Raw genomic sequence first — 19,515 nt, 5'->3', positions numbered from 1 at the left:
TTCTATCATAACTTCCGCATTCCTCCCGACACTGACCCTACGGGTACAGTGCGGGGCTCCTGCGATTTCTAGCTGAAAACAGGTGTTCGTAGATGTCCGTTGACAAGGGATCTCCTCTCGTAAAATGGGATCACCTCGAGATAACCCCTCTTTAGCTGGGCTAGACCTATGGACATCATCACCCTTGGCTGGATTGCCGTCCCCACCTTCTTCGTTCTTTCCATTGCCCTGGTGGTCTGGGGGCGCAACGGCATGTAATTTGTCATGCCTGGATTGAGCCTCACATCCATCTTGCATTCATCTTGTTGTTCCTGCCGCCGATATTGACGGGGTTACCCCCGCTCACACCATGGAAACCGATCTTCCCTTGGTCGCCCGCATCGCCTACGGAAGCATCTTTTTGCTGTTGACAGCCGTAACCCTGGGCGTTGGCTACATTACCTTCATCGACTGGCGGGATCGGCGGCGACGCAACGAAGTTGAGCGCAAAGCCCGTCGCTCCAAGCGCTAGCGCCGCTGTTGGGCCTGCTCAGGTCAGTCTTCAACCCAACTCAGGGTGGGGATGGCCAGGTAAGGCAGGGGATCCTGGGGTTGCAGTTGAGAAAGATGCCGCAGGATGCCCTGGTTAGCCTGCCACAGGGCTTGCACATCCCATCCGGCGTAGGTGGGCAGAAAGTCCGCCAGCTTGCGGTTAGCTTCCCCCAGCAGGATCATGCAGCCACGGCGATTGTCGTTCTGCAGGTGATAGTAGGCCACTGCCGTCTGCAATAGACCCTGGTAAAAACGCCGCTCTGGATCCACTGCTTCCATCCACAGGGCCTCTAGGGTGTCGTGGCAGGCGTAAAATTCCCCCCGGTTAAACTGCTCGGCGGCCAGACGCAGCGCTTCTGAGGGGGCGTCGCTCATGTCGCTAGGCACAGGCCAGGGGGGATGTCTGCACAGGCAGGGATCCCTGCGGCAACACCAGGGTAAAGCAGGTTTTGCCTTGAGAGCTCTCCACTGAGACGCTGCCCCCCAACCGCTGCATCCACTGCTTGACCAAAGCCAGGCCCAGGCCGGTGCCGCCTCGTTTCCAGGGATCCCCGCTGGGAATGCGGTAAAACTTCTCGAAGATGCGCTCCCACTCGCTGTGGGGAATTTCTACTCCCTCGTTGATCACCCGAATTTCCACCTGCTGCGGGCCAGAGCGCTGCGCTGTTACCCAGATGTTGCACCTTGGGGGAGTATACTTGCAGGCGTTGTTGACCAGCTCCTGCACCACCCGCTCCAGGCCGCCCCGATCGGTGAGCACCTTGCCCACATTTGGCGCAATCTGCCACTGCAACCGTTGCTGGTTGGCCTGGGCCCGCTGTAGAAACGGCTCCAGCACGCTGGGCAGCCAGGTTGCCAGCGGCACTTCTTCCAGATGGAGCGTTTTGGATCCCTGCTCCAACCGCTGCAGATCCAGCAGGTCGTTCACCAATTCCGCCTCCCGCTCACACTCCTGCTCCAAAATCTTGAGATATTGCTCTCGTTTTTGGGGGGCGCGGGCGGTTTTCAGCAGTTGGATGGCCATCCTCATGTTGGTGATGGGGGTGCGCAGCTCGTGGGAGACGGTGCTCAAAAAATCATCTTTGAGGCGGTTGAGGCGCTCCAGCTCACCAATTTGCTGCACAGAAGCCTGGTAGAGGCGGGCCTGGCGGATGGCAATGGCGCAGTGATCCGCCACCTGCTGCACCACCTGCACCTCCAGTTCATCAAAGCACTCGGCTGCCGGCTTCGCCAGCCAGAGATCCCCCAGCACCCCTTGGTCATCCCGCAGCGGGCACACCAGCAGGGTCAGCCCTTCCCGACGGGGGATCCAGCCCTGCCCAGGCAAGTGGCAGAATTGCACCGCTTGACCCTCTTGCAGGTGCCGGTAAAGATCGGGGTAGTCGGCCAGGGTCAGGGTGATCCCACCGGCAGGTGGTAGAGCAGAGGTGTATTCATAGCGCACCGTCGCCTGGCCAGATGCCCAATCGTAGAGACAGAGATCGCAACCTTGAATGGGCAACCCCAGAGCCAACTCCTGCACCACTGCCCGCAGGATCTGGGCTTCCTCCAAACTGCTGCGCACCTGGTCGGTGACCCGCTGCAAGAGGGCATCCATAGCCAGAGATCGCTGCAGGGCCGCCGTCCGCTCCTGCACCTCCTGCTCCAGACGGGCGTTGAGGGTTTGCAACTGCCGGTAAAGCTGATTTTGCGTAATGGACAGGGCCAAATGTACCCCGACCCGACTCATCAGCTCTTGCTCTGCAGCTGACCAAGCCTTAGGCTCGTCAATTTTCAGCTCCCGCCAGGCAGCAAAAGAGATCAAAGGCAGTTCTTGTCTGGGATCCCCCTGGGTAAACCAACGGTAGCCCGCCCAGTGGGTTTCTTGGTAAACGGCCCCGCGAAACACGCTCAGCCAGCCCACCGGCTGGTCATTCCAGGCGAGCTGGGCCACCAGCAGGCCACGAATGGGTGTCTGCTTCATCTGCTCTTGCAGCTCCGGCCATTTCTCCAAGTGGGAGAGCGACCACATCTTCACCCAGCCCCCCGCTCCTCCGGCCCTTCCGAGCTGCTCCTGTAGCCAGGTGTCGTAGCTTGCCGGGGGTTGCACACCATGACAACAGAGGGTGTCTGCGCCCATAAAGTGGATCCGCAGCCGCGCCCCGATCCCCTGCAAACCGGCAGCAAGCTGCTCCAGCACCGTAGTCAAGGTCGTCTCCGGGTGTAGGGGCGAGTAAACTAGAGCAGCAATTTGGTTGATGAGGCGTTCCTGCTGCGCCTTTTGCCGCGCTTGCTCCAGCAATTCCGCCTGAGCAATGGCAATGGAAACTTGATCCGCCAGCAACTGCACCACCTGCAGCTCTTCTTGGGAGTAGGGACGAGGCTCAGCATGATGGGAGACCAACAGCCCCCAAAGCTCTTGATGATGCATGAGGGGAACCACCAAGGAAGAGGCCACCCCCATGGATTTCAAATAGTGAACATGGCAGGGATCCACGGGCCGCTGCAGCGGCTCGCCCAGAGGAACCCTAGCAGACAACCCCCAAGACTCCGGCTGGCTGATGGAACGGCTCTGCGCCTCCACATCCACAATTACCCGCACCTGAGCTAGGCGAAACAACCGCCGCGCCTCCTCGGGAATGTCCCCTGCCGGAAAAGTCAGCCCCAAGAGCGAGGGCAGCCGCTCCCCGCCTCGTGCTTCCGCCACCACCGTCCCATGCCCTTCCGGGTCGAAGCGGTACACCTTCACCCGATCCGTACCCAAAAAGGCGCGCACCTCCTCCACCGTCGCCCTCAGGATCTGATCCAGCTCCAGGGATTGCCGAATCTGGTGGGTGATGCGGTTGATGAGGGCATCTCGGCTGGGTCGAGCTGCGGCAGCCCACGTTTCAGTATCCATAGTTGCAAGCCCCTAGCCCCTGGAATTAGCGGAGAGCATCTAGAAATACATTCCTTTTTTCCAGCATAGGATGCCCTTGAGAAGAGCAGTCGGAGTTGAAAAGAAAAGTTAAAGAAAAAGTTAAAAATGGCAACCCAGGGTTTCCCGGGTTGGAATCGTCTGAGATCGGGTGAGATCTAGGGTCGGGAATGGCCTACGGTCCACCCGCGCCCTCGGAAAGCAGAGCTAGAGGAGAGGCAGCTGAAACAGGCGAGCGGCATTTTGGCTGGTTTCTTCTGCCAGTTTTTCCGGTGGGATCCCAAGCAGCTCCGCCAAGGTTTGGGCCACCCGCTGCACATAGGCCGGCTCATTGCGTTTGCCGCGGAAGGGGGTGGGAGCCAGAAAAGGGCAATCGGTTTCCACCAAAAGCTGGGATAGGGGCACCTCCAAGGCCGACCGGCGGACAGTCTCGGCATTCTTGAAAGTAACAATGCCGCTGAAGCTGATGTAGCAGCCCAGCTCGACAAACAGCCGCGTCTCCTCCGGGGATCCGCTCCAGCAATGCATCACCGCCCGCACTGGCCCCCCCGTGGCCATGGCCTCCTTGAGGATGGCGTAGGTGGCTGCTGCCGCCTCGCGGCAATGGACGATCAACGCCAGATCCTGCGCTTGGGCAATGGCAATCTGGGCCCAGAAGGATTCTTTTTGCCGCTCGATATCCGCCGGGTTGGACTTGTAGAAATCCAGGCCCGTCTCCCCGATAGCCACCACTCGCTCGTCGCTGGCGGCCAGGTGGGCGATCTTTTCGGCCAAATCGGGCTGCCACTGGCCCGCCTCCAAAGGGTGCAGCCCCACCGACAAAAATACTTCCGGATACTGGTCGGCAATGGCCTGCAACTGGGGGAATTCTGCTGGTGTTACACAAGAATGCACCAAACGCCGGATCCCCGTCTGACGCCAGCGCTCGGCCACCTGGGGCAGATCCGCGGCAAAATCGGGGTAGTTGAGGTGGACGTGAGTATCCACCAAAGGAGCAGCAGGTAAGACGGCGGTGCTCAAGGCTCAGCTCCCCAACAATCGTGTTGCCAACCTTATCCAATTGTAAAAGCTGTCCCCGGCCTGCTTGGGATCCCTTCTGGCGCTCCCGTTTGCCGGCGAGCTCCCCTTGCGACGGCTCCTGGGGGGGCAGGATGATCCACAATGATTGAGGAAACCTTACGCTGGAGGTTTGTTATGGCCCGTACCCCCTCAACCATGCTGCCTTTGGGCACCCCAGCCCCTGACTTCAGCCTACCGGATGTGGTGAGCGGCCAAACCATCTCCCTCTCCACCTTTGCCGACAAGCCGGCCCTGCTGGTGATGTTCATCTGCCAGCACTGTCCCTATGTGAAGCACGTGCAAGAGGAGCTGGCCCGCCTTGGCAGAGATTACAAGGATCGCGGCGTCGGCATTGTAGCCATCAGCGCCAACGATGTGGAGAAATACCCGGATGACAGCCCAGAGAACTTGAAGAAGATGGCCGAGACCTTGGGCTTTACCTTCCCCTTCTGTTACGACGAAAGCCAAGAGGTGGCCAAAGCCTTCACCGCTGCCTGCACCCCTGACTTTTTCCTGTTCGACGCGGATCGCAAGTTGGTCTATCGTGGTCAACTGGACGACAGCCGTCCCAGCCTGACCGATGTGCCGGTGACGGGCAAAGATTTGCGGGCGGCGCTGGATAACCTTCTGGCCGGCAAGCCCATCGATCCCGACCAAAAACCCAGCCTGGGCTGCAACATCAAGTGGAAACCTGGCAATGAGCCTGCTTATTTCGGTGGTGCTTATTTCGGTGGGTAGATCCCGCTTTTTTGAATCGCGGCCAGGGCCTGTCGATGCAAGCTGGGGTTGGCTGCCGCCAACACTTCTCCCGTGGAGGTGCGGGTTAAGGGATCCCCTCGCCAATCGGTAATCACGCCACCGGATCCCTCAATCACCGGCACAAGGGCAGCAAAATCGTAGAGGGCAAGGCCACACTCCATCACCAGATCCACACAGCCGCTGGCCAGCAGGCCGTACTGGTAGCCATCGCCCCCATAGGAGGTAATGTGAACTGCTTGGCTGAGCCCCTGGAAGCACCGTTGTTGGTCGGGTTGGGTGAACAAATCAGGGGTGGTACAGCTCAAGTAGGCGCGGCTGAGGTCGGTATTGGCCTTGGTTTGAGCAGCCTGTCGGTGAGAGGGGGTCATCCATTGGGTGGGTTGTCCCCGCACCCCCAGCCAGCGTTCCCGCAACACCGGCTGATCGATGATGCCCAAAATGGGGCGGTCTTCTTCCAAGAGGGCAATCAGAGTAGCAAAGGTGGGCTTGCCGGTGGAAAAGGCGATGGTGCCATCCAAGGGATCCAGAACCCAAGTGTAGAGGGATCCCGTCTGGTGAAAACCAAACTCTTCGCCAAGGATGTTGTGTTCTGGCACTTGGGCCATGAGCAAAGCCCGCATAGCTCGCTCTGCCTCCCGGTCGGCCACCGTCACAATTGGGGAGCGGGCCTCTTTGTATTCGGCTTGCAGTTCTCCGCGAAACAGGGGGCGAATCACCGCTCCGGCAGCATCGGCCAGGGCCTGGGCCAGTTCAATCCACTCTGCCTTGACCACCTTTTGCCCACCCCATCTGCCCCTTCCCTTTCTTAGCATAGGGAAAAATTTCCTCTCGGTTTATGCGGTCTGGCTTGCTCTTAACTCCTCTGGAATGGCTCTGGACGGCGATTGGGGTAATCCTGACCATTTTGGGCACCCTGACCCATTTGAGTTTTCCGCCGGAGCTGCCTGGGTTGGGGGGATACAGCTTCTCGCTGCAAATCGGGGGCGTGTTGCTGACGGCTTGTTTGGCGGGGCCGGTGGCAGCGGTGTGCGCCCAGATCGTCTATCTGGGGCTGGGGCTGGCAGGGCTACAGGTGTTTGCCCAAGGGGGAGGATGGCAGTACCTGTACCAGCCCGCCTTTGGCTACTTGCTGGGGTTTTTGCCGGGAGCTTGGGCCTGCGGGACAATTGCTTTTCGGCAACGGGATCCCTATCCACCCCCTTCTCCTCTGGCCCGCCAACGTGCTGTCGATGGGAAGCGGTTGGCAGGAGGGATCCCTGACTCCCCGGTGGGCCTCCAAGAGTTGGGATCCGGCAGCTTGGTGGCTTTGGCCTTGGTTCACCTGACCGGGATTCTCTACCTTTTGGCCACGCAACCCTGGAATGGGGAGTTGCTGAGGTTGATAGGGCTTTACTCCGGCTATACTCTGCCGGGACAGATCATCGTGGCCAGCTTTGTTGCGGTGATAGCGTTGCTGTTGCGGCGCTTGCTGCTGCTCTGAAGCGGAGGAACCAACTGTGCGCAAAGGCCCATGCAGATTTGGGTCGGGGCGCATCTTTTCTCAAGCTGCAGAGGCAGAAAGTAACTTAGAAAAGTAACTTAGAGCTGTGCCGCTCAAGCGGTGGTACAGATTCTGGTCAAGTCTTGCCAGGATGGATGGGTTTGCGTGAGGAACTGCGGGATGCAACGGACTGCTCTGATCCTTTTGGCCACCGGCTTTTTGGCAACCGGGCTGGCTGCCTGTGGAGATGGCGGCAGCTCAGGGGGTTCGATCCTGCCCCCACCCCAAGGCCCAACGGTTTCGTTTATCAATGCGCCCACCTCGGTGCGGGTGGGCACCTCCACGCCGGCTTTTACGGTGCAGGTGAGTGTGCCGGGTGGTGCTCGTCCAACGCAGTTCATCGAGCTGGAAACTTTCAACCCCAGCGGCGTGCGCGTGCAAAGGGAATTCTTCAGCCCACAGCAGGCCGGCTGTAACCCTGGGGCCACCTTTTGTAGCTTCAGTACCGATTTCCGCGTTGCCCTCGGGGATCCCATCGGCGTTTGGCAGTTCCGGATTACCGCGTTTGACCAACAGAATCGCTCCGGATCCCAGACATTGCTGATTACCGCCTTCCAGTGAGCCAGCCGAGTTGCCAGCTTTGAGGCGAGGCCATTCACTCCAGAGGGGAATGGCCGCCACAGGTCGTGCCAGCGGGACGGAGTTGCAACAAGACTGAATCTCGCTCACCGCTGCTGCAACCCATGACCAGCAGCAACTTTGTCGCTACCCCGCCAGCAGGAGCTCCCTGGGCATCCGTTCTCCCATAGCTAGGGCAACCAGCAAGGTTCGGCAAAAACAGGGCCAGAGGCATGCTCCCTCAAGCGATGAGCCAGTTATCACTGGAGTTCGCAAGCTGCCCAAGGCGGGATCCCCTACTCCAGGTCTCGACGGTTGGGGTTGCGGGAGGGGTCGTTGCTCAAAAAACCAAACACAAAAAGCCCCACAAAAAAGATGACAACCGCGTAAACAGAGATTTTCAGTAACAGCATAGTTTCAGCAACCCGTTTCCGACTGAGTGAACTGATGAAGCGATAAGGCAATCGTAAAACAAGGGTGAACCACCCCAGAGAGGGGATCCCGTCAAACCTGAGACCCCGCAAAACTTCTTCACAACATCATACCTCTCAGAGGGCCTTTTTCCCGCAAATGGCCCCAGTCTCCCCCCGAGAGATCCTTTCATCCCATCCTCAGAAAAGGCTGCAAAGCCCGGCATGTCGGGGATCCCCGGCAAGAGCAGAGATTGTTAAGAAATATGCTGGGCTGGAAACAAAGATTGCAACTCCTCAGCGGCGGCAGCGCTCGCGGGCGACCGGGACATAGGAAGATAGGATTTGTGGCTTTGCCGGGTCTTGCCGGACGTGTGTTGGATTTGCCCATGCCTTTTGATCGGTTAGGTGACTTAGAGGCTCTGGATGGGCGGTCGGGAGCTCAGCCGCAAACTGCGTCGGGGATCTATCGGCCTCAGGAGTTGCCGCTTTCCGATGGGATCCCAGCTTTTCTGCACCACTGGCCCCAGGGATCCCCTTGCGGACGGGTGTTGCTTTTGCACGGTAAAGGGGATCACGGCGGCGGGTTTTGCCCTTTGGCCGGCGAGTTGGCTGCTCAAGGGTGGGAGGTTTTGGCGCCTGACATGCGGGGATTTGGTCGCTCCGGCGGGATCCGCTGCTGGATCGACCGCTTCAGCCAATATCAAGCGGATCTGGAGAGGATCACGCAGCAGGTCTGGCCGCAGAAAGGGATCCCGCAGATCTGGTGCGGGTACAGCGCGGGGGCCAACTGGGTTACGGAATATGCCCTCGCCCATCCCGACCAAGTGCAGGGCCTGGTTCTCATCTCTCCGGCTTTTCGCATCGACCACTATTTCACCCCTTTGACCCACGCCCTTTTGCAAGTTTTGGACAGGGTTGCTCCCCAGCTGGCCTTAACTGGCCTCTACGAGCCAGCGCGGGTGACTTCCCTACCCGAGCAGCAAGCCGCCTTTGCGGCGGATCCCTACATGTGCGGTGTGACGCGGGCCAGATTCACAGCCGAACTGGTGCGCAGTGGACAGCGCTGCCTCGACCAAGCCCATCGGCTCCGCCTGCCGGTTTTGCTGCTTTACACCTCTGCCGATATCGTCGTCAATCCTGCCGGAGCTGTGGATTTTGCCCGTCGGCTGCCCCAGGGAGAAATCCACGATTTTCCCCAATCCCGCCACGATCTTTTACACGACTGCCAAGCCGAAGCGGTAAAAGAGACCCTCCACCGCTGGCTGGCCCGGCATTTCCCCTCTGCCCCGGATGTCGCCCCTCGCCCAACGACCAGCTCAGCCCCTACCGACCTCATGGCAAAATAGAAACGCCCTCTTTCCCCCTGCTCTCATGAGCCAAGACCTGATCTACCGTCCCCGTCGGCTGCGGCGCACAGAGGCCTTCCGCCAGATGGTGCAGGAAACCCACCTGCGGGTGCAGGATCTGATCTATCCCCTGTTTGTCATGGAGGGGGAGAACCAGCGGCAGGAAGTGGAGTCGATGCCCGGCTGCTACCGCTACACCCTAGACCTGCTGCTAAAGGAGGTGGAAGAAGCCGCTCAACTGGGGATCCCGGCGGTGGCCCTGTTCCCGGTGGTGCCGGAAGAGAAAAAGGATCCCACCGGGCAGGAGTGCTTCAACCCAGAGGGCTTGATCCAGCGGGCGGTGCGGCGGATTAAACAGGAAATTCCCGAGATTTTGGTGGTAACCGATGTGGCCTTGGATCCCTACAACAGCGATGGCCACGATGGCATCGTGCGGGATGGGGTGATCCTCAACGACGAGACGGTGGAAGTTTTGGTCAAGCAAGCCCTCTCCCAAGCAGAGGCGGGAACCGACATTGTGGCCCCCTCGGACATGATGGACGGTCGTGTCGGTGCCATTCGGGAGGCCCTGGATGACCAAGGCTACACCGATGTGGCGATCCTGGCCTACTCCGCCAAATATGCCTCTGCCTTCTACGGCCCCTTCCGCGATGCCCTGGGATCCGCGCCCAAATCGGGAGACAAGAAAAGCTATCAAATGGATCCCGCCAATGCTCGGGAAGCCATCAAGGAAGTGGAGCTGGACGAAGCCGAGGGGGCGGACATGGTGATGGTGAAGCCGGCCCTGGCCTACCTGGACATCATCTACCGAGTCAAGGAATCAACGGATCTGCCCGTGGCCGCTTACAACGTCAGCGGCGAGTACGCCATGATCAAAGCCGCCGAACAAAAGGGCTGGATCGACGGCAAAAAAGTGATGTTGGAATCGCTGCTGGCCATGAAGCGGGCCGGTGCCGATATCATCCTCACCTACTTTGCCAAAGAGGTGGCCTTGCTTCTCAAACAAGCCTAGGCAGAGGCAGCCTACGGCCTGGCAGACGGCTGGGTGGACTGCCCGATCCAGGAAGGGTGGGTGTTCTTCTCGTCGTCCGCCACCCAGGTACTGGGATCCACCAAACGCACCTGAATTTGATTGCGTGGCACCCGATTCAGCCGTTCCTTGATCAGGGCCTCCTGCTGCAAGGGATCCATACCCCGATCCACCCCCTCCTGCAGCCGAGAAATCCGAGTGGACAAGACCTCGATATGCCGCTCCAGAACCTGGAGCCGGTGGTGCTGAGCCAACTGCACCGGCAAGAGGCGATACAAACCACTGAGGGCAGCCGCCGTAAACAAGACATTCACCCCGATGTGACAGGCCATCTCCCAGACTTGAGGCTCGTGGCCAGGTTCTTGCCGTCCGCGCCGGCGGGAGCGCTGGACAGGGATCGTCCGCCGACCGGAAATTGGGAGAGAGGAGGGAAACCCTGCCCGAACCAGGGATCCCTGCCCTTGGGAGCGATGCACTCGTGGAGCAACAGAGATGTCCAGCCGCGGCCCAGCAACCTGCTCTGCACGCATAGACACGTGGCGAGCCGGGGTACGGGAAGAAGACCTGGGTGTCACGGGTGAAGGGAAGAAAATAGGGGGACGATGAACCACCTCTGCTGCCAAGAAGCGCAGCTAGGGCCTATTGAAGCCGATTTTTCCAGGTGTGTCAGGCTTTGCCGCAAAACATTTTTATTCTTGGGCTTTCTTGGGCTCTGCCACTTCGCCAAGCTCAGCAAACGGATGGCGGGATCCCAGGCAATGGCCAACGCGGGACAGGAAACGCGCTAGGCTAGAGGTTCGAATAGCGGAAAGGCTCTGCACCGTTCAAAGGACAAGGGCGGCACAGGGCTTGTGCAGATGCAAGTCGGATCCACATCATGCGCATTGTCATCACGGGTGGAAGTGGTTTTATCGGGCGTCGCTTGGTGGCCCGTCTGCTGGAGCAAGGGGATCAGGTTTTGGTCTTGACCCGCCGCCTGGAGCAGGCCCGCCGCATTTTGGGGGAATCCCCCAACCTCAAGCTGCTGCCCTACGATCCCTACCAACCGCAAGCCTGGGCAGCCGCCCTGGAAGGGTACGAGGGGATTGTCAACTTGGCCGGAGAGCCTTTGGCTTCTTCTCGCTGGACAGAGACCAAGAAAAAAGAAATCCGTCGTAGCCGTGTGGAAACCACCCAGGCCCTTGTCCAAGCCCTCGCCTCCCTCAACCAAAAGCCCCAGGTGATGATCAGCAGCTCGGCGGTGGGTTACTACGGATCCCATCCGGCAGGAGAACCCTTAACAGAGACGGATCCCCCAGCCCAAGATTTTCTGGCAGGAGTCTGTCAGGCCTGGGAAGCTGCCGCCCGGCCGGTTGAGGAATTGGGGATCCGTTTGGCCATCCTGCGCACGGGGATTGTGTTGGGGCCGGATGGAGGAGCGCTGGGGCAGATGCTGGCCCCCTTTCAGTTCTTTATCGGCGGAACGATCGGCTCCGGCAAACAATGGCTGTCTTGGATCCACCGCGAGGATTGGGTGAGCTTGGTCTGCTTCCTGCTGGAGCAGGGATCCGGAGTGTTCAACGCCACCGCTCCCAACCCGGTGCAGATGGAAGAGTTTTGCCGAACCTTAGGCCAGGTCTTGGGTCGCCCCTCTTGGTTGCCTGTGCCGGAGCTGGCGTTGGAACTGCTGTTGGGCGAGGCAGCTCAAGTGGTTTTGACGGGGCAGAAAGTGATCCCGCAAGCGGCTTTGCAGATGGGCTTTACCTTCCAGTACCCACAACTGAAAGAGGCATTACGACAGATCCTCCTCCCCCGCTGACTTCTCTCTACGCCAATTATTCTTCCGTGAAATCGGCTTCCACCACCCCTGAAGCAGAGCTGGGATCAGGGCTGGCAGCCGCAGTGGGTGCCGGAGCCGGTCGCGATGCCTGGGGCACTTGCACAATCTGGGGAGTAAAGATGAATAGGTTGTACACCGTGTTGCGGCGGATGTTGTCCATCATCTCCAGGAACAGCTCGTAGCCCTCGTTCTTGTACTCGATCAGGGGATCCTTCTGACCGTAGCCTCGCAGGCCCACAGCTTCCCGCAGCGCCTCCATCTGCTGCAGGTGTTCCCGCCAGAGGGTGTCCACCTGTTGCAACAGGAAAAAGCGCTCCGCCTTGCGCATCAAACCGGGCTCAAAGGTATCCAGAAAAGCCTCTTTGGCCTCATAGGCCAGTTCTGCCTGCTTGATCAGGTAGTCCAAGATCTGCTCGTAGGAGAGATCCTGCAGGTCTTCAACCTTGAGGTTTTGCTTCAGGAGCGGCACAAACTCCTGCATCTTGGCGGTCAGCTTGTCAATTTCCCACTCTTCCGGGGGCAGCTCTGGGTTGACATGCGCTCGCACGATCTCGCCAACGGTTTTGCGCACATAGTCAAGGATCTTGGTCTTGAGGTTTTCCCCCTCCAAGATGCGCCGCCGCTCTGAGTAGATGGCCCGCCGCTGGTTGTTCATCACCTCATCATACTCGAACACCTGCTTGCGCATGTCGAAGTAGTATACTTCCACTTTTCTCTGCGCATTCTCCAGGCTGCTGCTGAGCAGCGGGTGCTCGATGGGCATATCCTCCTCCACCCGGAACATGTCCATGAGCTTGGCTACCCGCTCGCCACCGAAAATCTTGAGCAGGTTGTCTTCCAAGCTGAGGAAAAACCGCGAGGAGCCGGGATCCCCCTGTCGCCCGGCGCGGCCCCGCAGCTGGTTGTCGATACGGCGGGATTCATGGCGCTCCGTACCGATCACATGCAGGCCCCCCAGCCTCACCACCTCTTCGTGCTCGGCCTCAGTAATTTTTTCGTACTCGGCTTTGATGCTGTTGTAAACCTCCCGCAGTTGCAAAATTAGCGGATCCTGCACCGGCGCTTTCTCGGAAGCTACTGCGATGAGATCCTCCACCACCAGCTCTGGCAGACGGTTCAGCCCATACTTGGTCACGGCTGCTGCCACCACTTCGTCTAAAGCTTGGTTGGTGCGGGCCGACAGCTCACAGGGGTAAAAATTGGTGGAGCCCACCGTCCAGGATTTTTTCGGCTTGGGTGCTGTCCCACCAAATCCCTGGCCACCCCCCCGTCCCACCATCTGAACGGATCCCAAGGGGTTGTCGGCGTCCAATTGAGCCAGCTTGGGCATCAGCCGTTCCCGCAGCTTGAGGCGGGCCATGTACTCCGCATTGCCTCCCAAGATGATGTCCGTGCCTCGACCGGCCATGTTGGTAGCAATGGTTACAGCGCCTTTTCGCCCCGCCTGGGCAATGATCTCCGCCTCCCGCTCCACGTTTTCTGGCTTGGCGTTGAGGAGGTTGTGGGGGATCCCCATTTCCTTGAGCATGGCCGAGAGGCGTTCGGATTTTTCCACGCTGGTGGTGCCCACAAGGACGGGGCGCCCCTGGGCGTGCATGTGGGCAATTTCCTCGGCAACCGCTTGCCACTTGCCCCTTTCGGTCTTGTACACCAAGTCGGGGGCATCTTTGCGGCGGATGGGTCGGTTGGTGGGGATCACCGTGACTTCTAGGTTGTAGGTTTTGCCGAACTCGGCCTCCTCGGTGCGGGCCGTGCCCGTCATGCCGGAAAGCTTGGGATAGAGCAGAAAAAGGTTTTGGTAGGTGATGGTGGCCAGGGTTTGGCTCTCGCTTTGAATCGGCACCCCCTCTTTGGCCTCCACCGCCTGGTGCAGCCCATCAGACCAGCGGCGGCCGGGGAGCACCCGCCCGGTGAACTCGTCCACGATCACCACCTCTTGATTGCGGACGATGTAGTGGACATCCTTGATGAAGAGCTCTTTGGCCTTCACCGCGTTAAAGACAAAGTGCGCCCAGGGATCCTTGGGATCAAACAGGTCAGAGACTCCCAGCAACCGCTCGGCGGCTTCAAACCCCTCGTCGGTAAGGATGACGTTGCGGGCTTTTTCATCCACCTCATAGTGTTCATCTCGGATCAGCTCCCGCGCCACCTGGGCTGCCCGCAGGTATTTTTCGGAGGGGCGAGCCACCTGACCGGAGATGATCAGGGGAGTGCGGGCCTCGTCGATAAGGATTGAGTCCACCTCGTCGATGATGCAGTAGTTAAAGGGCCGTTGCATCACCTCTTTGATGTCGGTGGCCATGTTGTCCCGCAGGTAGTCGAAGCCCAGCTCGCTGTTGGTGCAATAGGTGATGTCGCAGTTATAGCTGCGGCGCTTTTCTTCGGGCGACATGCCCTCTTGCACCAGACCAACCGTCAGGCCCAAGAAACGATGCACTTGTCCCATCCACTCCGAGTCCCGACGGGCCAAGTAGCCGTTGACGGTAACAATGTGAACCCCTTTCCCGGTGAGACCGTTGAGATAGGCGGGCAGGGTGGCGACCAGGGTTTTCCCTTCACCGGTTTTCATTTCGGCAATCTGGCCTTCGTGCAGCACCATGCCGCCGATGAGCTGTACGTCGTAATGGCGCAAGTTCAAAACTCGCTTGGCGGCCTCCCGCACCACGGCAAACGCCTCCGGCAAGAGATCGTCCAGAGATTCTCCCCTGTCCAAGCGCTGGCGAAACTCTGTGGTCTTGGCCTTGAGCTCCGCATCCGAAAGAGAGGCGATCTCGATCTCCAGCGAGTTGATCAACTTGACGACAGGACGGTACTGCCGGATCTTCCGATCGTTAGGATCCCCGAGGAGCTTTTGTAGGGTTTGGAGCATGGGCAAGCCTAGGCCAATGAAGAACATTGATTAATGATGCAATCTTACCATTTTGATTTGGCCGGCCAGGGAGAGGTGGGCCCAGATGAGCTGAGAGGAGAACACCAAAGCCAACCAAAGCCATCAGAATGGATGAGGAGAGCCGGCAGTTACTTGCAGTCCGCGGCAAGGAAATGTCACTCTAGGGAGGCGAAGGGATCCCGACCAAACCGTACTCTGCCGAGGCTCATGAATTTTTTGGGTGTTGGACTGCCGGAAATGTTGGTCATCTTTGCGGTGGCTCTCTTGGTTTTTGGGCCCCGCAAACTGCCGGAGATTGGTCGCACGCTGGCCAAAACCCTGCGCAGCCTGCAGGATGCTTCCAGAGAGTTCGAGGCGCAACTGAACAAAGAGGCCCAAGAGCTGGAGAAAGCCACCCGCGGGACAACGGCTGCTGCCACTCCCAAGGCTTCCCGAACAGCAGCCGCGGCTGAGCCCAAAGCCGAGTCGGTCGCCACAGCCGATACACCCACCTCAGAGATGGCTCCCCCCCCATCCGCAGCCGACGACGCTCAAACAGCAGACGCTGCCTAACCTATGGCCCGCTTCAACCCCCTTTGCTTCGGCCTGGAAATCACGCGCCTGTTCGAGCAAGGGCAGTCCTACTTTGCTCCTGCTAAGGTGGAGACCTGGCTGCGGCAGCATGGCCAAAACCCGTCTGACTATGAGATCTCGTTTCACCAGGAACTGCCCCCTGCCGGCTCTTCTGCGGCGATGTGGATTCGCATCGACTTGAAGCGTTGGGATGACCAGCCGGTGGATCCCTGGCTATTGGAAGAGATCAACCGGGTAGATTGAGAATGGATTGCTCTTGGGGAGAGCCAGTCCCCACAAAGTTGAGGCTGTTGTCTACCGATGCCCAGTGCCACCCTGTTGGTATCTTGCCGTAAACTACCCGACACCAACCGTCTAAGCGGTACGGAGCGGGCTTTTAGTAGCCCTGCAGTTAGCAAGCCAACCGCGAGCCTCTGGGCTGGTTTACAGCAGCCCCAATCGACCGTTACCAGTGCCTTGAACAACCGTTTCTGGTGTCCGCAGAATGATTATAGCATTCCTCCCGACACTGAGTCTACGGGTACAGTGCGGGGCTCCTGCAATTTCTAGCTGATCAAAAAGGGCTGGTAGCCAAGCTCTCCAGCTTCATCTACAGCTACGGCGGCAACATCATTCACGCCGATCACCATACGGATCCCGAGGCAGGACTGTTCTTGAGCCGCATCGAGTGGGACTTGGAGGGCTTCCAACTGGAGCGAGGGGAAATTGTCCCCGCCTTTTCGGGTATTGCCCGTGGGATCCAAGCCAACTGGGAACTGCATTTTTCCGACACTCGCCGTCGCATTGCGTTGTGGGCCAGCAAGCAAAGCCACTGCCTTTTGGATCTGATCTGGCGGCAAAGGGCGGGAGAACTGCCCGCCGAGATCCCCTTGATCATCAGCAATCACCCCGACCTGGAATCGGTGGCCCGCTCCTTCGGTATCGATTACTACCACATCCCCGTTTCTCCAGAGGGCAAAGCCGCAGCCGAAGCCCGTCAGCTCGCTCTCCTGCAGGAATATCGAATTGACCTGGTGGTGTTGGCCAAGTACATGCAGGTCTTGAGTGGGTCGCTGCTCCGCCAAGCCCCGCCGGTCATCAACATTCACCATTCCACCCTGCCCGCCTTTGCCGGAGCCAACCCCTACCACCGCGCCCATCAACGGGGGGTGAAGATCATCGGCGCGACTGCCCACTATGCCACCGAAGATCTGGACGAAGGGCCGATCATCGAGCAAGACGTGGTGCGGGTCAGTCACCGCGATACCGTTGCCGACCTCGTCCGCAAAGGCCGCGACATGGAACGCCTGGTCCTGGCACGGGCAGTGCGGTATCACCTGGAGAATCGGGTGCTGGTATACCACAACAAAACGGTGGTGTTTGCCTGATCAGCCCGCGGGCGCAGCGTCGCTCAACGGGATCCCTTTCTGGTTTCGTAGGAGAGCCAAGATCTCGTCCTTCACCTCCTGAAAAGAAGAAGTGCGCTTGAGGCTGTAGTCGCGCCGACTGGGGAAATCAACCCGGAGCTCCCGTTTCACCCGCCCAGGATGGGACGTGAGTACATAGATGCGCTGGGCCAGAAAGACGGCCTCTTCCACATCGTGGGTAATCATCAAAATTGAGGTGCGCGTGCGCTGCCAGAGATCCAGCAAAAACTCCTGCATCGTCTCCTTGGTTTGCACGTCCAAAGCGCCAAAAGGCTCATCCATGAGCAAAATCTTCGGCTGGGCCGCCAGAGCTCGGGCAATGGCCACCCGCTGCTGCATACCGCCCGAAAGTTGCCTGGGCAGGGCCTTAGCAAAACGCTCTAGACCGACGATCTCCAGAAAATAATCCACACGGGCTTCCCTTTCCTGCCGTTTTACCCCCTGCAATTTCAGGCCAAAGCCGACGTTCTCCGCCACGGTCATCCAGGGGTAGAGGGTGTAGGACTGGAACACGACTCCCCGATCCGCTCCCGGCCCAATCACCGGCTCCCCATCGACGCTGATGGATCCTCGGCTAGGCTGCTCCAACCCGGCAATTAGGCGCAGTAGGGTGGTTTTACCAGAGCCGGAAGCCCCCACCACACAGACAAACTCCCCCGACTCCACATGCAAATTCACCCCATCCAGAGCCAAGATAGGTCCACGACGGGTGGGGAAGGATTTGCTCAGGCCGACCACTTCCAAATGCACGACACCACCTCATAAAAAGGCCCAACGACAGGTCAAACGTACCAAGCGTCGCAGCAGCCAATCCAGCAGAAAGCCGATCAGCCCCAACACAATCAAGCACGCAAAAATCTCGTCGGTTCTAAAGAAGCGCTGGGCTAGCTGGATCCGCCTACCCAAACCCTCATTGGCGGCCACCAATTCTGCCACCACCACCAAGTTCCAAGAGGCAGCCATGTTGACGCGGAAGGTGTCGAGAATGTTCGGGGTGATGTATGGAGTGATCACCTGCAGCAACACCTGCCAGCGCCGCCCCCCCAAGGTGTAGGTGGCCTCGATCAGCTCTTTGGGAATGAACTTCACCGCATCCATGATCATCAGCATGTTGAAGAAAACGGTGCCGATGAAAATTAACCCGATCTTGGGGGCCTCATCCAAACCCAAGTAAATAATCAACAGCGGGGTGAAGGCAGGAGCGGGCATGTAGCGAAAGATGCCGCTAATCGGCTCGATCAAGGCGCGGATGCTGGCGAAGGTGCCCATGGCAATGCCGATGGGGGTCGCCACCACTGCTGCCAACAGAAAACCGCTGCTAACCCGACTGAAGCTGGCCAAGGTATCCTTCCACAGCAGGCCGTCTCGCCACAGGCGCAGCAGGGCCGCCCATACCGAAGGGGGAGAAGGCAAAAAACGCGGCGGTACCCACCCCGAGACCGATAGGCCCCACCACAAGCCGAAAGGCACCAGCACCGATAGCGCCGTCAGCAGCAAGGCCAAGGGGCGCGGGATCTCTTCGGCAATGCGCCAAAACACCGTCGGGGGCAGACTGGGGCGGGTGGGTGGAGGCGATTCAGCCGGAGCAGTCAGCATCGTACCTTACCTCACTGGTGGCCCATGAAGGGATCCCGGATATCTCTCACCGTCTAACACCCACCGACTCGGCATAGGCGCGAACGAAGCGGTCATCGAACAATGCCTCCAGATCCTTGGGCCCCTCCGAGATGAAGCCCACTCTCACCATGAAGTCCACCATTTGTCTGGCCGCATAGGGCATGTGCTGCATTCCCTCGCCGAGGCTGAAGGCTTTTAGGTTGTCTTCTATGGTGAAGAAACGAATGCCATCTTTGAACAGTTGCAGCTCCTCTGGGGTGACACCGGCACGTCTGGCCATGATTTCGTCGGCTCGCTGCGGGTTCTCCTCCATGAACTTCAGAATATCGAACCAGCTATTCACCAAAGCCTGCACCTGATCCGGCTGCTCGTCAATCAATTTTTGGCTGACCACCAACAAATCGGGAATGGCCCCTGGGAACTCCGCCGAAGAGAACAGCTCCTTGCTTCCAGGGCGCTCCAGGGCTGTCAACCAAAAGGGCGGAAAGGCTCCCACCGCATCCACCTGACCGGCAGCAAAAGCAGCGGCGGCGGCTCCGGTTTCCAAGGGCACAATGATCACATCGTCGCGGGAAAATCCCTCCCGCTCCAGCCCCAGCGTCAGCAGAAAGTCATCCACCACGCCTTCTTCCACAGCCACCCGCTTACCCACTAGGTCGGCAATGGTGTTGATCCCTTCCCGGACGATGATCTTGTCGTTGCCTGCCGAGTTGTCGTTGACCAGCACCACCACCTGACCATTCACAGATTTCGGCGCGAAGGAGAGCGTATCGTTCAGGGTTTGGGTATTGGCATCCAGTTGTCCGGCGGCAAAGGCTTCCATCGACTCAATGTAGCCATCGAACCAGCGCAACTGCACGTTGGCCCCATTTTTCTTGAAAATGCCCTCTTCTTCTCCAATAGCCCACGGCCACCAACCTGCCCAATTGCTGTAGCCCATCTGAATGGGGGGTCGGGCCAGAGCGGGAGAGGAGCTTCCCAGCAAAAGGGTGGGCAACAACCCTAGGTCGTGTTGATCTTATGTTAGGATAGAGAGAATAATTTATAGAGGAAAGAGGATGAAGTTGGTTTTTTTAGA

The 19,515-nt window shown here is 59.0% G+C and carries 21 protein-coding genes; 11 read left to right on the top strand and 10 right to left on the bottom strand.

What is annotated here, in order from left to right:
- Positions 1-168 precede the first annotated feature (168 nt).
- On the top strand, positions 169-258 hold the full coding sequence (locus tag NW828_RS10325) for a cytochrome b6-f complex subunit PetN (protein WP_244349857.1): 90 nt from the start codon (positions 169-171) through the stop codon (positions 256-258).
- A gap of 91 nt (positions 259-349) precedes the next feature.
- A complete protein-coding gene (locus NW828_RS10320) occupies positions 350-511 on the top strand; it encodes a hypothetical protein (RefSeq protein ID WP_011434030.1) in 162 nt (53 codons plus the stop codon).
- Between the two features lie 23 nt (positions 512-534).
- Here the strand turns inward: NW828_RS10320 and NW828_RS10315 are convergent, their stop codons facing one another.
- The 3 genes from NW828_RS10315 to NW828_RS10305 form a co-directional block, all read right to left on the bottom strand.
- The gene (locus NW828_RS10315; protein WP_414383667.1) at positions 535-906 is read right to left on the bottom strand and encodes a DUF309 domain-containing protein; all 372 of its coding nucleotides are present in this window, start codon (positions 904-906) and stop codon (positions 535-537) included.
- 4 nt (positions 907-910) lie between these two features.
- Positions 911-3,409, bottom strand: coding sequence for a GAF domain-containing protein (locus tag NW828_RS10310; protein WP_414383665.1), 2,499 nt, complete (start codon positions 3,407-3,409; stop codon positions 911-913).
- Positions 3,410-3,634: 225 nt separating this feature from the next.
- On the bottom strand, positions 3,635-4,447 hold the full coding sequence (locus NW828_RS10305; RefSeq protein WP_414357510.1) for a TatD family hydrolase: 813 nt from the start codon (positions 4,445-4,447) through the stop codon (positions 3,635-3,637).
- A gap of 174 nt (positions 4,448-4,621) precedes the next feature.
- Between NW828_RS10305 and NW828_RS10300 the strand changes: the two genes are divergently transcribed.
- Positions 4,622-5,224: a thioredoxin family protein gene (locus NW828_RS10300; protein WP_414383663.1), complete on the top strand. Its 603-nt coding sequence runs from the start codon at positions 4,622-4,624 to the stop codon at positions 5,222-5,224.
- Here NW828_RS10300 and NW828_RS10295 read toward each other — a convergent pair.
- Entirely contained in the window at positions 5,209-6,057 is an 849-nt protein-coding gene (locus NW828_RS10295) for an inositol monophosphatase family protein (RefSeq protein ID WP_414383661.1), read from the bottom strand. The genes NW828_RS10300 and NW828_RS10295 overlap by 16 nt on opposite strands.
- A 35-nt stretch (positions 6,058-6,092) precedes the next feature.
- Between NW828_RS10295 and NW828_RS10290 the strand changes: the two genes are divergently transcribed.
- Both NW828_RS10290 and NW828_RS10285 read left to right on the top strand, forming a co-directional pair.
- Positions 6,093-6,725, top strand: coding sequence for a biotin transporter BioY (locus NW828_RS10290; protein WP_414383659.1), 633 nt, complete (start codon positions 6,093-6,095; stop codon positions 6,723-6,725).
- A 180-nt stretch (positions 6,726-6,905) separates the two neighbouring features.
- Positions 6,906-7,346, top strand: a complete 441-nt coding sequence (locus tag NW828_RS10285; RefSeq protein WP_414383657.1) for a hypothetical protein — start codon at positions 6,906-6,908, stop codon at positions 7,344-7,346.
- Between the two features lie 293 nt (positions 7,347-7,639).
- On the opposite strand, the gene NW828_RS10280 is transcribed toward NW828_RS10285, so the two are convergent.
- Positions 7,640-7,756 (bottom strand): photosystem II reaction center protein I, encoded by a 117-nt coding sequence (locus tag NW828_RS10280; protein ID WP_011434021.1) that lies wholly within the window; start codon positions 7,754-7,756, stop codon positions 7,640-7,642.
- Between the two features lie 386 nt (positions 7,757-8,142).
- On the opposite strand from NW828_RS10280, the gene NW828_RS10275 reads away from it, so the two are divergent.
- Together NW828_RS10275 and hemB are read left to right on the top strand one after the other, a co-directional pair.
- The gene (locus tag NW828_RS10275; RefSeq protein WP_414383655.1) at positions 8,143-9,102 is read left to right on the top strand and encodes a lysophospholipase; all 960 of its coding nucleotides are present in this window, start codon (positions 8,143-8,145) and stop codon (positions 9,100-9,102) included.
- A 25-nt stretch (positions 9,103-9,127) separates the two neighbouring features.
- A complete protein-coding gene (hemB, locus tag NW828_RS10270) occupies positions 9,128-10,114 on the top strand; it encodes a porphobilinogen synthase (protein WP_011434019.1) in 987 nt (328 codons plus the stop codon).
- A gap of 11 nt (positions 10,115-10,125) precedes the next feature.
- On the opposite strand, the gene NW828_RS10265 is transcribed toward hemB, so the two are convergent.
- On the bottom strand, positions 10,126-10,662 hold the full coding sequence (locus NW828_RS10265; protein ID WP_238376986.1) for a hypothetical protein: 537 nt from the start codon (positions 10,660-10,662) through the stop codon (positions 10,126-10,128).
- A gap of 347 nt (positions 10,663-11,009) precedes the next feature.
- Between NW828_RS10265 and NW828_RS10260 the strand changes: the two genes are divergently transcribed.
- Complete coding sequence (locus tag NW828_RS10260) at positions 11,010-11,930, top strand: TIGR01777 family oxidoreductase (protein WP_414331417.1); 921 nt, start codon at positions 11,010-11,012, stop codon at positions 11,928-11,930.
- Between the two features lie 16 nt (positions 11,931-11,946).
- On the opposite strand, the gene secA is transcribed toward NW828_RS10260, so the two are convergent.
- The gene (gene secA / locus NW828_RS10255) at positions 11,947-14,820 is read right to left on the bottom strand and encodes a preprotein translocase subunit SecA (RefSeq protein ID WP_414383653.1); all 2,874 of its coding nucleotides are present in this window, start codon (positions 14,818-14,820) and stop codon (positions 11,947-11,949) included.
- Between the two features lie 228 nt (positions 14,821-15,048).
- Between secA and NW828_RS10250 the strand changes: the two genes are divergently transcribed.
- The 3 genes from NW828_RS10250 to purU all read left to right on the top strand — a co-directional run bounded on the left by NW828_RS10250 (position 15,049) and on the right by purU (position 16,781).
- Entirely contained in the window at positions 15,049-15,393 is a 345-nt protein-coding gene (locus NW828_RS10250) for a TatA/E family twin arginine-targeting protein translocase (protein WP_011434012.1), read from the top strand.
- Between the two features lie 3 nt (positions 15,394-15,396).
- Positions 15,397-15,657 (top strand): hypothetical protein, encoded by a 261-nt coding sequence (locus tag NW828_RS10245; protein ID WP_414383651.1) that lies wholly within the window; start codon positions 15,397-15,399, stop codon positions 15,655-15,657.
- Positions 15,658-15,950: 293 nt separating this feature from the next.
- Positions 15,951-16,781, top strand: a complete 831-nt coding sequence (gene purU / locus NW828_RS10240; protein ID WP_414383671.1) for a formyltetrahydrofolate deformylase — start codon at positions 15,951-15,953, stop codon at positions 16,779-16,781.
- Here the strand turns inward: purU and NW828_RS10235 are convergent, their stop codons facing one another.
- From NW828_RS10235 to NW828_RS10225, 3 genes are read right to left on the bottom strand one after another with little or no spacing between them, the layout of a single operon-like run.
- Positions 16,782-17,570: an ABC transporter ATP-binding protein gene (locus NW828_RS10235; protein WP_414383649.1), complete on the bottom strand. Its 789-nt coding sequence runs from the start codon at positions 17,568-17,570 to the stop codon at positions 16,782-16,784.
- A 9-nt stretch (positions 17,571-17,579) separates the two neighbouring features.
- Positions 17,580-18,416 carry an ABC transporter permease gene (locus NW828_RS10230; protein ID WP_414343731.1) on the bottom strand — a complete coding sequence of 279 codons (837 nt, stop codon included), beginning with the start codon at positions 18,414-18,416 and terminating at the stop codon, positions 17,580-17,582.
- A gap of 46 nt (positions 18,417-18,462) precedes the next feature.
- Entirely contained in the window at positions 18,463-19,377 is a 915-nt protein-coding gene (locus NW828_RS10225) for an ABC transporter substrate-binding protein (protein ID WP_414383669.1), read from the bottom strand.
- Positions 19,378-19,515 lie beyond the last annotated feature (138 nt).

Source organism: Synechococcus sp. W55.2, assembly GCF_047461635.1.
In the GTDB taxonomy this organism is placed as follows: Bacteria; Cyanobacteriota; Cyanobacteriia; order Thermostichales; family Thermostichaceae; genus Thermostichus.
This window is presented reverse-complemented; position numbering and strand designations above follow the sequence as displayed.

Coding starts and splice junctions, on each gene's coding strand:
- NW828_RS10325 (WP_244349857.1), top strand. CDS start 169: ATGGACATCATCACCCTTGGCTGGATTGCCGTCCCCACCTTCTTCGTT.
- NW828_RS10320 (WP_011434030.1), top strand. CDS start 350: ATGGAAACCGATCTTCCCTTGGTCGCCCGCATCGCCTACGGAAGCATC.
- NW828_RS10315 (WP_414383667.1), bottom strand. CDS start 906: ATGAGCGACGCCCCCTCAGAAGCGCTGCGTCTGGCCGCCGAGCAGTTT.
- NW828_RS10310 (WP_414383665.1), bottom strand. CDS start 3,409: ATGGATACTGAAACGTGGGCTGCCGCAGCTCGACCCAGCCGAGATGCC.
- NW828_RS10300 (WP_414383663.1), top strand. CDS start 4,622: ATGGCCCGTACCCCCTCAACCATGCTGCCTTTGGGCACCCCAGCCCCT.
- NW828_RS10295 (WP_414383661.1), bottom strand. CDS start 6,057: ATGCTAAGAAAGGGAAGGGGCAGATGGGGTGGGCAAAAGGTGGTCAAG.
- NW828_RS10285 (WP_414383657.1), top strand. CDS start 6,906: ATGCAACGGACTGCTCTGATCCTTTTGGCCACCGGCTTTTTGGCAACC.
- NW828_RS10280 (WP_011434021.1), bottom strand. CDS start 7,756: ATGCTGTTACTGAAAATCTCTGTTTACGCGGTTGTCATCTTTTTTGTG.
- NW828_RS10275 (WP_414383655.1), top strand. CDS start 8,143: ATGCCTTTTGATCGGTTAGGTGACTTAGAGGCTCTGGATGGGCGGTCG.
- hemB (WP_011434019.1), top strand. CDS start 9,128: ATGAGCCAAGACCTGATCTACCGTCCCCGTCGGCTGCGGCGCACAGAG.
- NW828_RS10265 (WP_238376986.1), bottom strand. CDS start 10,662: ATGCGTGCAGAGCAGGTTGCTGGGCCGCGGCTGGACATCTCTGTTGCT.
- NW828_RS10260 (WP_414331417.1), top strand. CDS start 11,010: ATGCGCATTGTCATCACGGGTGGAAGTGGTTTTATCGGGCGTCGCTTG.
- secA (WP_414383653.1), bottom strand. CDS start 14,820: ATGCTCCAAACCCTACAAAAGCTCCTCGGGGATCCTAACGATCGGAAG.
- NW828_RS10250 (WP_011434012.1), top strand. CDS start 15,049: ATGAATTTTTTGGGTGTTGGACTGCCGGAAATGTTGGTCATCTTTGCG.
- NW828_RS10245 (WP_414383651.1), top strand. CDS start 15,397: ATGGCCCGCTTCAACCCCCTTTGCTTCGGCCTGGAAATCACGCGCCTG.
- NW828_RS10230 (WP_414343731.1), bottom strand. CDS start 18,416: ATGCTGACTGCTCCGGCTGAATCGCCTCCACCCACCCGCCCCAGTCTG.
- NW828_RS10225 (WP_414383669.1), bottom strand. CDS start 19,377: ATGGGCTACAGCAATTGGGCAGGTTGGTGGCCGTGGGCTATTGGAGAA.